This is a genomic window from Acinetobacter sp. WC-743 (assembly GCF_000335555.1).
GTDB classification, from domain to species: domain Bacteria; phylum Pseudomonadota; class Gammaproteobacteria; order Pseudomonadales; family Moraxellaceae; genus Acinetobacter; species Acinetobacter bereziniae.
The window spans coordinates 1-13,687 of sequence record NZ_AMFQ01000009.1 but is presented as its reverse complement, the minus strand read 5'-3'; the positions used below and the strand labels follow the sequence as shown (position 1 = coordinate 13,687).

The window sequence follows — 13,687 nt, the reverse complement described above, 5'->3', positions numbered from 1 at the left end:
TTTATTGTTTGAAGATAAATAACTTAGCTTCTCAGTACATTTAAAAAATGCAGGTGACGTTCATATTGATCAATGATGTCTTGAATCAAGTCTTCCTGTGTCCACTCCATCACATCATAGTTCTGACCGCCCTCTCTTAAAAATACTTCAGCTTGATAAAAGTCATCTGTTTGTTGATGCTGTTCATTCATCATAAAGCTGGGTGCAACCATTTCCCGCACCATTACTTTATAAATAAAGTTTAGTTCGTCATGATGATCTACACTCAACTGAACTCCATCTTCCAATTCTTTGATGACGACATTCAAATGACGGCGTTTGAATTCAAAACGAATACTTTCAAAAGCTTTAATCACATGAGATTGGATATATTCATGCACCTCAGCTTGTGTATGCGGATAATGCATAATTAAGCCTAGACGTTGCTGCCAACTTCGTGGGTTTTGTACTGCTCTCGGAGTAATTCTTGCGACTTGTAAAGCTTGCATTTTGGTCACATCCACACGAAGTGCTTTCACTAAGCCCCAACATAACAACAGCATAATAAATGTGAATGGCAATGCGCTCATCATTGTCGCGGATTGTAATGCACTAAGCCCACCTACCATTAATAGAATGATCGAAAGTACTGCCATTAAAATGGTCCAAAACAAACGTTGCCAAGTCGGTGAATTATCAGACTTTGCTGTGAGATAGTCGGTAACCAATGCACCAGAATCTGCTGAGGTGACAAAAAATAGAACCACCAGTACCGTCTCGATTAGACTTGAGACTCCTGCGAAAGGTAAATGAGCGAGGAATTCAAACAATGCCACTGAAGAATCTTTTTGCACAGCAGCCATCAAACTGTCTTGCCCCTGTTGCAAAATACTGAATAATGCAGCATTACCAATAAAGCCCATCCAAATCAGGGTAAAACCTGTCGGAATCAGCAAAACGCCAACAATAAACTCTCGAATAGTACGCCCTTTCGAAACACGAGCAATAAACATCCCCACAAATGGTGACCATGAAATCCACCATGCCCAATACACAATGGTCCACCCACCGATCCAACCATTGGATTGATAAGCATATAAATTAAAGGTCATGGTGAATAAATTAGAGATGTATTGTCCAGCATTTTGAATTGTGGCTTGTAAAATATAAACACTTGAACTGGCGAGAAAAATAAAAACAAGAAGTAGCAAAGCCAAGACCAGATTCAGCTCAGAAAGTCTTTTAATTCCTTTATCCAAGCCTAAAAATACGGACAGTGACGCAAGTGTACTGACGATGATGATCAATATAATTTGCGTTGTAATATTACTTTCCCAGCCGAATAAATAGCTCAAGCCAGAGTTAATTTGTGTTACACCGAAACCTAAAGTCGTGGCAACACCAAATACCGTACCAATGGTCGCAAAGGTATCCACAGCATCGCCAATAGGTCCATAGATCCTACGTCCAATAATTGGATATAGGCCCGAACGAACTTTTAGTGGTAAATGATAACGGAAAGCAAAATAAGCCAGTGTTAGACCAACCACAGCATAGATCGCCCAAGCGTGTAAACCCCAATGGAAAAAGGTAATTCTCATCGCTTGTTGCGCAGAGTCAATACTTTGGGGATCTCCAGTAGGCGGATTGACATAGTGCATGACTGGTTCGGCAACACTAAAGAACATCAAACCGATCCCCATACCAGCGGTAAACAGCATGGCAAACCATGACCCATTGCTATATTCAGGCTGACTGTGGTCTGGACCGAGTTTAATTTTGCCCATCTCAGAAAAGGCAATAAAAATAAGCAAAATTAAAAAAATTGCGACGGACAAAACATAGAACCAGCTAAATGAATCCGTGATCCATTTATTCATTTGCGTGGTCATCAGTTCAAAGGCATTAGGTGCAAAGATAACCACCGCTAAAAACAGCGCAATTATTCCAACAGTGCTCAAGAAAACATTTGGATTGATATTGTCAAACCAAGTGATTTTTTTGGAAGGCATATTTCCCCCAGGTTTTTATATTAAAAGGACAGACGTATTAAAGTCAAAAAAGGCATTCACAATAGTGAAAAAAGACGAATCCCGTAGAACAGCGATTAGATTCAGCACACATTATAATTTAAATTAATATTTTCAACAATTTAGCAAATGTAACAAGATAGTTTTCACGTTATTTTGGTTTATTTTCAATATATTGCAGTGCAATCATACGTGAAACGATCAGCGCAAAATACATCACACCACAAAACATTTGCAACATCGAAATCACACGTGCTGCGGGTGCAACAGGGATCAAATCCGACAATCCAGTTGCAGATTGCAAACTAAAACTAATAAACAATAAATCCAGCCAAGACTGATAATCCGCAACATGATTGGGGTTTTGAAAGCTTTGTGGAACCAATAATTGGCAAATACTGTATAAAAAGGCAAAGCCCCAAGCAATCAGGGTAAAAACTGCCCCAGCAGCAAATAACTCATCTTTGGTGAGGTAACGGTCTGCAAACATATAACGGATCAGTCCATAAGCAGCACAAAAATATGCTGCTGCTTCAAAAGCATGGGCGATAATTTGCAAAGTAACTGAATGAAAACCGATCAGCATCAAAAAAGATAACGAAAAAGCCCCCAACACAAAGCTTAACCCAAGCACGGTAAATGTTGGTGTTTGTCGTATTACCTTGGCAATGATCAACAATGCAGACACCCCAAGCAGCCATGTAAGAATTTGATAGCTTCTACTGGCATTGGTGTACACAGACAAAACCAAAATCAGCAATTGCACCAATAATAGCCATGCCGAAGGCAATTGCTTGAATCCTTTCCAAAATTCGACGATTGATTGCATAAATAATTTCTGATTATTGTTTTAAAACTTCAAATTAACATATTCATTCAATTTGATAAATTGTTTAAATTTTACCTTATTGTTCAATCTATAAATTGAGATAATTCATCTTATTTATAACATGCTAAATCGTGCGCTTTTACAGCTTTATTTCTACTCTAAATTATTCAAGCACTTAATCCTGTTATAAAGGGGACATGAAGGCTTTCAAATTGAAAACCCATAAAAAAACACCTTCGAAAAGGTGTTTTTGAGTTGATTCGAAATCAATTAGTGATCTGAAGCACCTGAGATGCCAATACCTGTTTGTGAGCGTACAAACTGTGCATCAAATGCTTTGCGTTCTGCTTGCGCACGTGCTGATTTATCAGTCACAGAGAACAACCAGCAGCAAATGAAGGCTAACGGCATAGCGAAGATTGCAGGACCATTGAATGAGTTGATTGGTGTATCAGAGATTTTTAATGTATCTACCCAAACAGCTTTCGATAAGATAATTAAAGTCACTGCTGTTACTAGACCAACAACACCACCAATAACTGCACCACGTGTCGTTAAGCCTTTCCAGAACATTGAAAGTACCAACACTGGGAAGTTTGCACATGCAGCTACGGAGAATGCCAAACCAACCATGAAAGCAACGTTTTGTTTTTCGAACAAAATACCTAAGATCATTGCGAAAATTGCTAGACCTAAAGTTGCGATCTTAGACATACGTAATTCAGATTCAGGTGTAGTTTGACCTTTTTTAATTACGTTTGCATATAAGTCATGTGAAATTGCAGAAGCACCTGAAAGTGTTAAACCTGCAACAACTGCAAGAATAGTTGCGAACGCCACTGCTGAAATGAAGCCCATGAACAGATCGCCACCCACTGCATCAGCAAGGTGTACCGCTGCCATGTTGTTACCGCCAACTAATTCTAGTTTGCCAGTTACAGCCATTTTTGCGACATCAATGAATTGTGGGTTGTTTGATACGAACAGAATCGCACCGAAGCCGATAATGAATGTTAATAAGTAGAAGTAACCAATGAAACCTGTTGCCACAACAACTGATTTACGCGCTTCTTTTGCGTCTTTAACAGTAAAGAAACGCATTAAGATATGTGGTAAACCTGCGGTACCAAACATTAATGCTAAACCAAGCGATAATGCATCTAATGGGTTTTTCGCCAAGCTACCTGGACCCATGATCTTAGTTGCATCTTCGATGCTTACATCATGCACTTTTGCAAATACATCGATAGATTGTTTAAACATTTCAGAGAAGCTATAGCCTACAGAATGCATCACCATGAACGCCATGAATGTTGCACCTGAAAGCAACATCACCGCTTTAATGATCTGTACCCATGTAGTCGCCAACATGCCACCAAAGATCACATAAGCCATCATCAGAAGACCAACGATCACCACTGCAATGTTATAGTTCAAACCAAAAAGAAGTTTGATTAGCTGTCCTGCACCCACCATTTGTGCAATCAAATAGAATGCAACAACAACCAAAGAACTGATCGCAGCAAGTGTACGTACCGGCTTTTCTTCTAAGCGGAATGAAACCACATCAGAGAGGTTGTATTTACCTAAGTTACGCAGACGTTCAGCAACCAAGAACAGTACAACTGGCCAACCAACCATGAAACCTAGTGAATAAAGCAGGCCATCAAAACCTGAGCTAAACACCATTGCAGAAATACCCAAGAACGATGCAGCTGACATATAGTCACCGGCAATCGCCAAACCATTTTGGAAACCTGAGATGCCACCGCCAGCTGTATAGAAGTCTGCTGTATTGGTGGTTTGTTTTGCAGCCCATTTAGTGATGAACAAGGTAAGACCAACGAAAATTGCGAACATGATAATCGCATGCCAGTTGGTCGCTTGTTGCTGAGCTTCACCTAAATCTGGACCAGCTTGTGCAACAGTAGAAAGCAGTGCAGTAGATGCAAGTGCTGCTTTAGTCTTTAAAGAGTTCCATTTCATCTTAGTGAAGTCCTTTTTCATGAGCAATTGCTTCTACTTCTCTCATTGCATCTTCATTCAATTGATCCAATTTATTGTTGGCAATATATGAATACACACCACACAAAATGAAAGATAAAACAATAATGCCTAGACCTAAAGGAATACCCCAAGTGGTGACTCCACCACTAAATGAAGTCATCAAAAATTCTTTGTTATAGCCAACTAAAAGCATAAATCCAACATAAACGAACAACATAATTGCAGTTAATGTCCAGCTCAATCTACTTTTTTTAGCAACCATTTCTTTGAATTTTGGATTTTGTAGAATCGCCTCTACTTGTCTCTCATCCATAACCATGCTCCTTGATAAGCGACCAGAACCCTGGTTGCTTTTTTTAATCTTTTTTTACATGGTCAAAATTAACAATATTGTGGGGTTCTCGTAACTTAGACTTTGGTCGTTAAATTTTGAGCAAAGTGCGCGAGTCAATTCATGGATGCGGTATGATAGGGGGTAGATTTTTATACTGTAGTCCTTATGAACAGTTGGTTAATTATAGGGGTTTTAGCCCTTTACATCTTCATTCTCTTCGTTTGTGCCTTCTTTGGGGAGAAGCATGCCAGCCGATTAAGCACTCGCGGCAGAATGCTTCTCTTTAGTCTAACATTGGGCGTTTATTGTTCATCTTGGACTTTTTATGGTGCAACTGGTGCAGCAGTAAGAGAAGGGATTATTTTCCTACCGATTTATTTAGGACCTTTATTATTCGTTTGGCTAGGTTATGACATTTGGCGTCGTTTAGGTCGTGTACGCCAGCATCATGCCATTTCATCGATTGCCGACTTTGTTGCTGCTCGTTATGGTAAAAGCGGAACACTTGCCTCTTTGGTCACCATCTTAGCAGTTATTGCAATTATTCCTTATTTGGCTTTGCAGTTACGTGCGATTGCACTCAGTGCATCGGTCATGCTCGATCATAATACCCAAGTTGTTTCAACCACAACCAATGGTGTACTTGGACTCACTGCGGTGCTTGCAATCTTAGCGATGATGTTTGGAACGCGACAAATCGCCAATACCGAACAGCATGGCGGACTCATGCTTGCGGTAGCATTTGAATCTTTTGTCAAACTGTTTGCACTACTCTGTGTTGCCTTCTTTTTTATTTTTGACCACCCTCAAAATATTGTACAAATTTCACATGATGTACAAAAAACCTTTCATGAAGTGCAACTGTTTGGTGTTCCTGAAACATTTTGGATTCAAACCTTATTGGCATCTTTAGCGATTATTTGTTTGCCCCGTCAGTTCCACGTTGCTGTGGTAGAGTTACGCGATGAAAAGCATATTCGAGGTGCTAGACGCTGGTTTGCTGCTTATTTAATCCTTACCATTATTGCCATTATTCCAATTGCCAGTTGGGCACTGCATGCAGCACCGAAATATTTAACCATTCCAGATGTTGCGGTACTTTCTTTACCGATTAGTTATAACCAAGACTGGTTATCTTTACTGGCATTTTTAGGGGGATTTTCTGCATCTACAGGCATGCTTTTGGTCTCTTCTGTCGCACTGTCTATCATGCTGAGTAATGACTTGATCATGCCTGCTTTATGGAAATTTGGCATTCTTTCCCGTCATGATAAACGCTTACCGCAAGTGCTTAAATTTACACGTCGTGTGTGTATTTTAGCGGTGATGCTACTTGGTTTTCTATTCTTCCATTTCTTTAATGATATTGACCAACTCTCAACTTTTGGTCTTTTGGCATTCAGTGCTGTTGCACAGTTCTCACCAGCATTGATTGGTGGTTTATATTGGCGAGGAGGTAGCCGCCAAGGGGTCTATTCTGGTTTAGTGGTCGGTTTTATCCTGTGGTCATATACCTTGTTGCTTCCAACAATTTTGCGAAGCTTACCTGTTGAGTATAGTGAGTTCGCACATCAGTTTTTAATGTTTGGTCCTTTAAATATCGAATGGTTAAGACCAGAAGCATTATTTGGTTTTGAATCATTCGCACCATTAACACATGGTGTTATTTGGGCACTCGGATTAAACATTACCTTATATATCTGGGTATCTCGAATTTATCGCCCAAGTATTGCTGAACAAATACAAGCCGAAAGCTTTTTCTATTACGAAACCAAACCTTTACCTGCGCAAAATACTTCGACTGATATTAACTATTTACACCATGATGTTGCCAAGCTCAAAGTTGGCGATTTAATCGCACTGGCTAAACGTATCACTGGTGAAGGACCTGCAACACACGCATTTCAGCAATTCTGTGCTATGAACAATGTGGTTTTAAATGAAAATAGCAGTGCAAATGGGATGTGGTGGCGTTTTACCGAACAGTATCTTGCTGGAACGATTGGTGCAGCATCTGCGCGTACCTTATTAACTACAGCGATGGTCAATAACGGCTTAGCCTTGGGACAAGTTGCCAACATTCTTGACCAAGCTTCACAATGGCAACGCTTTAACCAAAATCTCATCATGACCATGATTGACCATATGACGCAAGGGGTCAGTGTGGTGGATGAAAATATGTGTCTGGTGGCATGGAACAATCAATACCTCAAACTTTTTGATTATCCTAAAGATCTCGTTTATGTCGGTTGTCCAATTGCAGACTTGATTCGTTATAACGCTGAACGTGGTGAATGTGGTCCTGGCTCGGTAGAAGAACATGTACGCAAGCGAATTCACTGGATGAAAGTCGGAAGTGCGCATGAGTTTGAACGAATTCGTAAAGATGGTCGTGTGATTCAAATGCGTGGAAATCCAATTGAAGGTGGAGGTTTCGTTACCACTTTTGCTGATATTACCGCATTCCGTGAAAATGAAGCTGTACTTGAAGCCCGTGTCTCTGATCGTACCCAACAGTTGGCTGATGCACTTGAAGAACAACAACTTGCACGCGAACAAGCCGATAAAGCCAACATGTCAAAAAGTCGCTTTATTGCCGCCGCCAGCCATGACTTACTTCAGCCCATGCATGCCGCACGTCTGTTCAGTACAGCATTAGAACAAAGTGTTCAGTCGGATGAAGACCGAAAAACCTTACAACAGCTTGACCGTGCTTTGCATGGTGCAGAAAGCATGTTATCTGCTCTTTTGGATATTGCACGCTTGGAAGGTGGTTCAATTCAGCCGAAACGCCAAGCCTATCCATTACATGATTTACTCAGTGATTTGGAACTGCAATTTAAATCGATTGCCGCACAACGTGATATCCAGTTGCACGTACATGATGCTCAATTCTGGATTGACACCGACCCGCAATGGATTCGTCGTATCATCCAAAACTTTGTTAGTAATGCCTTACGTTATACAGCACGTGGGCGTGTCGTGGTGGGTGTACTGCGTGCTTCAGATCTTCCACAACATATCCGCATTGGTGTTTGGGATACAGGTCCTGGGATTGCAGAAGAACAACGCATTAAACTGTTTCAGGAGTTTGAGCGTTGTGGACATACTTCACCTTGGGGGGAACAAGGTTTAGGGCTTGGTCTTGCGATCGTTCAACGAATGACCAGCTTATTGGATTATCCTGTACATGTCTATTCAGAGCTTGGTAAAGGCTCATGCTTCATGATTGATGTCCCCGTGGTAGAAGCACCTAAAATTGTTGCTACACCAGTGCAAGCTGTTCCTTTAAAAGCAAAAGCATATAAGATTTTATGTTTAGATAATGACGATACAATTTTGGAAGGTATGACCACTCTGCTGACCAAATGGGGTTATCAAGTCTTTAAGGCCACAGAACCTGAACAGGCTTTGGACATTATTCAAAGAGAAAATATTCAAGTCTGGTTGGTGGATCAGCATCTAAACAATAGCAAAATTGGTTTGGATTTCATTATTGAAAATCGTCAGGAAAATGTTCCTGCGGCACTGATCACCGCAGACTCCGATCCTGAATTACCACAACGTGTCAAAGATTTAAATGTTGTGCTTTTAAAGAAACCACTTAAACCAGCCTCACTACGCGCATGGTTATCTGGATTGAAAATTTCAAAATAGTGTTGCCTATTGGAATCCCCTTCTTTAATGTTTTGAAACATTTACACGCGCTAGAGCTTCGTGCTCTAGCGCGTGTGTTACACATTTTTTTAAGATAAATAGCAATTTTTTTTAAGGATTGTGCAAAAGCATTCAAAAAGCTGCCAAAGACTGCCTTGTTTATTGGCGAAAGATTCCAAAGCTTTATTTTCTATGGCAAATAACATCAAAATAGTAAATATACACTTGTATAGTTAGTTACAATTTTATATTTATTTGATTCTAAATAATAAAAAACTACTTTTCACCCCATATACAACTTTAGTCGTATTCCTATTGCATCTCAGATAAATCAAAAATTAATTCAAGACAAAATCACGCTCATGTTTAGGGAAACAAAAACAGCGTTTGAATTCAATTTTAAATAGGATTTTAGCTATGAATATTTCAGAAACTGTTCCACATGGGCTACACCAAGCTCAACAATTCCATCGTCAATATGGTGCTAATTCAATTCTGCCTGAAATCGATTGGCAAGCTATTTTTAAACATAGTAAGTTGCAAGACACTCAAATCCAAGCGCTGAATACCATCTATCAAGCAACAGTACCTTTAGCACTGCAAGTTTTTGATGAATTAAAATTTGATGTATTTGCACCTGTTGCATTTCATCCACAAGGTCTAGGTTTATTTGATAAATTAGCCCAACAAGAAGAAAAGTTAGTTCAACGCTTAGAAGATGAATGCGAATGCCTAAATGATGAGGTTCGTCATCAAGTCTGGAGTATGTTACTTCGTGGTGGTGCTGTATTGGTATTTAAAGCATGGTTAGGTAAAGTTAAAACTGGGGAAAATAGTTTAGACATGACCCAGTTTGATGAACTATCAGACTTGTTATTCATTAAAACTTCACCGACAACGCTCGCAATGCGTCTAAAAGTAGATGCTCATGCAGACTATGACCATGTATTCTTGATGTATGGCAATGATGTCTTCCTTGATCGCTTCAATAGTTTAGAAACAGCAGCATTATTTGTTGATTTAGGCGTATATGATGCAGCATTTTTAAGTTTACGTGATGATCGAGTTGCGGATTACCTCAAATCTAAAGGTTATGTAACTCATGAGCAGATCGAAGATTTAAAATGCGCTTTAAATCCTCTAGGTTGCCCAGATCAAGTCTCTAAACAAGATTGTTTAGCCTAATTGCCTTATTTAGGAAGTACAAAAAGCCAGTCAAATGACTGGCTTTTTACTCTGATCAAATATCCACATACGATTCTTTGAATAGTTGCGACTCAGTATTAATACAATGCCTTAGGCAACTTGATCTGAATAATTTCATTGTCATCAGCACGCTTTGCATTTCGTCCTGAAGATCCGGGAAAATTATTGTCGTTCATCACAGTTAAAGTATTTTTATTTTCAATAATGACATCTTCAATCGTTTCAAATGGAAAGGCGAATGTAGTGCCTGTACCGATATCACCATCACGTGGCGCACCATATAAATTATTTGGATTAGCAACTTTCATTAAATCGACCAAATCTGAACGTTTAACCGCTTTACCAACATCGCCAAGCTCAATTTGAATCAGCTTTTTATAACCATCGAGCTTATTCTGACTCGCATCACGTTCGATAATAATGCCAGATTTGTCATCGTACATTTGGAAGTCACCAATATTGGTCGCTTTGGTATTTAAAGTGAAATAATAATAACGTCCTGTATAGGCTTTTTTCTTTACATCAAATTGAGAAATCAGTAATTGCTGAGTGGTCTCGCCTTTTAAGGGTTTCTCTAGTAATGGGTATAAATATTGCCCATCTTTAGACAATGCCATACCTTCGAAACCGCCACTTTGCTGAACCAATGGTTCAACATAATTTATATTCGCTTTGTTGAACTGGTTTTGTGGTGAACGCAATTCAGCGCCTACTTTCAATGGATTTGGTAATGGAATTGGCGCATCCAACAAGATTCCATCTTTATCAAAATGCAGTAAATAAGGTCCAAACTCATCCCCAATCCAATACGTACCATCCGCAGTACGTTGAATCGATTCAGGATCAAAATCAGCGCCAGTGAGCAAACGATCAGCGGTATTTTGATTGACGATATTAAACGGAATTAATTTATTTGGGTCACGAAGTTGGACAAAGCTCATCACTTGAACTTTCGCTGTTCCAGATGACTTGGTTCGTAAGTCAGGTTTGATCTGATACAAACGCAACAGAAAATCTGATGAATTATCTTGTGTACCAAAACCATTATCAGCCATAACAATATAGGTACCGTCATTATTTTTTAATGCACCTGAAAAACCTTGTACTGGCTGTCCTTTAAATGGCGGAAATATACCATTTGCGCCTTTGACGAAAGCACCTGAATTTGGACCAGCAGCATAAGTTTCAACATCAAGCTTAGCAAATGATAGCAATGTAGGCACGGTAACCGATGATTCGAACGAAAAGTCGTTGTCATCATCATTACAAGCGGTTAAACCCAATATACTGAAAGCTAAAAGTGAGTAGGCTAATTTTTTCATAAAGGTCTTTTTATTGGTTTAAATGAGCCTTATTTAAACCAATCAGGATGACACTTTTAAGTCATTTCAATGACAATACGGAGTCATTTGAATAAAAAGCCAATCATAAAAATGAGTCTATTCTATTTAGGTAAAAGTCTTAATAGCCCAGCATTTTTTCCATCTTCCAGTACCCAAATCGAACCATCAAGCGCTGGATAAATATCTCGGATTCGTTGTTTCATGTTCAAACGCTGTATTTCACGAACTGGCTTTGATTCAGTATCGACCACAATTATTGCTTCTGAAGACAATCCACCAATGAGCGCCTTATTCGTCCATTGGGGGAACAATTGTTTTTGATAAAACACCAAATTCGATGGAGAAATTACAGGTGTCCAACTGATCTCAGGTGCTTTAAATTCAGGACGGGTGACATGATCAGGAATCTCTTTTCCTGAATAATGATCCCCATTGGAAACAATGGGATAACCATAATTCTCACCTTTATGAATTAGATTTAATTCATCACCGCCCTTAGGACCCATTTCTACAACCCACAATTGGTCTTTATGATCAAAAGCGATACCTAAGGGATTGCGATGCCCTAAAGACCAGACTTGTTTTGCGATTTCACCTTGTTGAGTGAATGGGTTATCTGCAACAACACTACCATCATCATTCAGTCTAATGACTTTACCCAAATTCGACTTCATATCTTGTGCAGGATCAAATTTCTGACGTTCTCCAGAACTGATCCAAAGCTTTCCATCTTTCCCAAATAACATACGATGCGCATAATGCCCTTGTCCTGAGACCTTTGGAACTTGTTCCCATATTCTTTGTATATTGCGGATTTGAGGATTTGTTTCTTGCAGGTTTAATTCACCACGAATCACAACTGCGCCATAACCACCATTACCCTTTTCAGCATAACTTAAATAGATTTGATGATTATTTTTATAGTCAGGGTGCAAAGCAATATCACCCAATCCACCTTGCCCACCATAAGCGACTGGCGGAACACCTAAAATATCAATGCTTTGTGATGAAGAAGGATCATAGAGCTTTAATTTCCCTCGTCTCTCTGTAATCAATAATCGCCCATCCACCAATTCAGTCATTGCCCAGGGTTCATCAAATGTCGCGACTTTTTCAACACGATAGCTTTGATCAATCATCGCAGTTGTGCTTTCTGTCGCTTGTTTTACTTCAGATGATGAATTGCTTTGAGCATTGCATGCACTGAGTAATGTACAGCCCATGAGTAGAGGTAAGTAAAAAAATTTCTGTCGTAACGCTTCCATTTCTTGTTCCTCAATACTTTGATGTTTTATTTATTGTAAAGAAAAGACAGTATTGAACTATTTTATATTGTTAACAGCAATTTTCTAATCCATTCGATGTAAGCATTTACCTACAACCCCTGCCGAATTTAGCGAATATACGGCTGCTGTAAATTCACCTATTCTATCGTTATCGGGAACAGGAAGTTTCCCAGACAAAACAATAATAACAAAACGTCTGAGCATCAGGAACGTGAGATTCGACAGGAGTCAGATCTAACACACCAATACGAAGAAAACCCCATCAGGATGATGGGGTTTTCTTTTTTGTACTTGAATAGTTTTTCAAATCTAAAGTACTCTAAATCAATAGTAATTCTCACTTCAATATCAACAAACCATCTCATTACAATATTTTTAATATAAATCTATTAGGGTCTGTTGACATTTATGGTCCATAATTTAACCTACAAGGGGAGCCATAAAAATATGCAAGCTAATGCAACAGAACTTTCATAGTTCCGTTTTAACTTGTCATATCGTGTGGCTATTCCTCGAAATTGCTTTAATCTACAGAACATGTTTTCTACTAAGTGCCTGATTTTATATAAATACCAATCCATATGGTCATTGTTTGATTGGCTATTGGATTTTTTAGGTATATTCGCTTTTGTTCCAGTTGCTCTAATCTGCTGTCTTAATGGCTCTGAATCGTAACCTTTATCTGCACATACAACCTCTACCTCATTTAAATCGAGTTTTGAAATTAAATCAGGTGCGACCTTAACATCATGTGTGGTTCCATCAGTAATAATGAAATCAATAGGATTCCCATTTGAATCTACAACTAAATGTATTTTGGAGGAGTTTCCTCCTGCACTTTTAGAGATTGCCTGATCAGCGATACCCGCTGAATGTTGATGAGCGCGAATATGGGAACCATCGATGAATAGCCATTCCATATCTGTATTCAGTGATAATAATTTGAATATAGTGAGTAACTTACCACTACTTGACCAGCGATTAAAACGTTTAAAAATAGAGTTCGGTTGTCCAAA

General features: G+C 39.1%; 9 protein-coding genes. 2 read left to right on the top strand and 7 right to left on the bottom strand.

Annotated features, from left to right (window positions below; translation table 11 throughout):
* Positions 1–23: 23 nt before the first annotated feature.
* From ACINWC743_RS00785 to ACINWC743_RS00770, 4 genes are all read right to left on the bottom strand, one after another.
* Entirely contained in the window at positions 24–1,991 is a 1,968-nt protein-coding gene (locus ACINWC743_RS00785; RefSeq protein WP_009584014.1) for a BCCT family transporter, read from the bottom strand.
* Between the two features lie 169 nt (positions 1,992–2,160).
* Positions 2,161–2,838, bottom strand: coding sequence for an ion channel (locus ACINWC743_RS00780; protein WP_004825636.1), 678 nt, complete (start codon positions 2,836–2,838; stop codon positions 2,161–2,163).
* A 270-nt stretch (positions 2,839–3,108) separates the two neighbouring features.
* On the bottom strand, positions 3,109–4,824 hold the full coding sequence (locus ACINWC743_RS00775) for a cation acetate symporter (RefSeq protein WP_004825638.1): 1,716 nt from the start codon (positions 4,822–4,824) through the stop codon (positions 3,109–3,111).
* A gap of 1 nt (position 4,825) precedes the next feature.
* Positions 4,826–5,158, bottom strand: a complete 333-nt coding sequence (locus ACINWC743_RS00770) for a DUF485 domain-containing protein (protein ID WP_004825640.1) — start codon at positions 5,156–5,158, stop codon at positions 4,826–4,828.
* A 186-nt stretch (positions 5,159–5,344) separates the two neighbouring features.
* On the opposite strand from ACINWC743_RS00770, the gene ACINWC743_RS00765 reads away from it, so the two are divergent.
* Entirely contained in the window at positions 5,345–8,836 is a 3,492-nt protein-coding gene (locus ACINWC743_RS00765; RefSeq protein WP_005034520.1) for a PAS domain-containing hybrid sensor histidine kinase/response regulator, read from the top strand.
* Positions 8,837–9,253: 417 nt separating this feature from the next.
* Complete coding sequence (locus ACINWC743_RS00760) at positions 9,254–10,021, top strand: hypothetical protein (RefSeq protein ID WP_005034522.1); 768 nt, start codon at positions 9,254–9,256, stop codon at positions 10,019–10,021.
* Positions 10,022–10,119: 98 nt separating this feature from the next.
* Here the strand turns inward: ACINWC743_RS00760 and ACINWC743_RS00755 are convergent, their stop codons facing one another.
* The 3 genes from ACINWC743_RS00755 to ACINWC743_RS00745 all read right to left on the bottom strand — a co-directional run.
* On the bottom strand, positions 10,120–11,364 hold the full coding sequence (locus tag ACINWC743_RS00755; protein ID WP_009583998.1) for an esterase-like activity of phytase family protein: 1,245 nt from the start codon (positions 11,362–11,364) through the stop codon (positions 10,120–10,122).
* Between the two features lie 122 nt (positions 11,365–11,486).
* A complete protein-coding gene (locus tag ACINWC743_RS00750; RefSeq protein WP_009584003.1) occupies positions 11,487–12,650 on the bottom strand; it encodes a PQQ-dependent sugar dehydrogenase in 1,164 nt (387 codons plus the stop codon).
* A 446-nt stretch (positions 12,651–13,096) separates the two neighbouring features.
* On the bottom strand, positions 13,097–13,687 hold a 591-nt coding region (locus ACINWC743_RS00745; RefSeq protein WP_009584009.1), incomplete at its 5' end, for an IS5 family transposase.

What these genes read in the sequence shown, in the direction of transcription:
- ACINWC743_RS00765 (WP_005034520.1), top strand. Translation starts at nt 5,345, where the DNA reads ATGAACAGTTGGTTAATTATAGGGGTTTTAGCCCTTTACATCTTCATT.
- ACINWC743_RS00770 (WP_004825640.1), bottom strand. Translation starts at nt 5,158, where the DNA reads ATGGATGAGAGACAAGTAGAGGCGATTCTACAAAATCCAAAATTCAAA.
- ACINWC743_RS00760 (WP_005034522.1), top strand. Translation starts at nt 9,254, where the DNA reads ATGAATATTTCAGAAACTGTTCCACATGGGCTACACCAAGCTCAACAA.
- ACINWC743_RS00780 (WP_004825636.1), bottom strand. Translation starts at nt 2,838, where the DNA reads ATGCAATCAATCGTCGAATTTTGGAAAGGATTCAAGCAATTGCCTTCG.
- ACINWC743_RS00785 (WP_009584014.1), bottom strand. Translation starts at nt 1,991, where the DNA reads ATGCCTTCCAAAAAAATCACTTGGTTTGACAATATCAATCCAAATGTT.
- ACINWC743_RS00755 (WP_009583998.1), bottom strand. Translation starts at nt 11,364, where the DNA reads ATGAAAAAATTAGCCTACTCACTTTTAGCTTTCAGTATATTGGGTTTA.
- ACINWC743_RS00775 (WP_004825638.1), bottom strand. Translation starts at nt 4,824, where the DNA reads ATGAAATGGAACTCTTTAAAGACTAAAGCAGCACTTGCATCTACTGCA.
- ACINWC743_RS00750 (WP_009584003.1), bottom strand. Translation starts at nt 12,650, where the DNA reads ATGGAAGCGTTACGACAGAAATTTTTTTACTTACCTCTACTCATGGGC.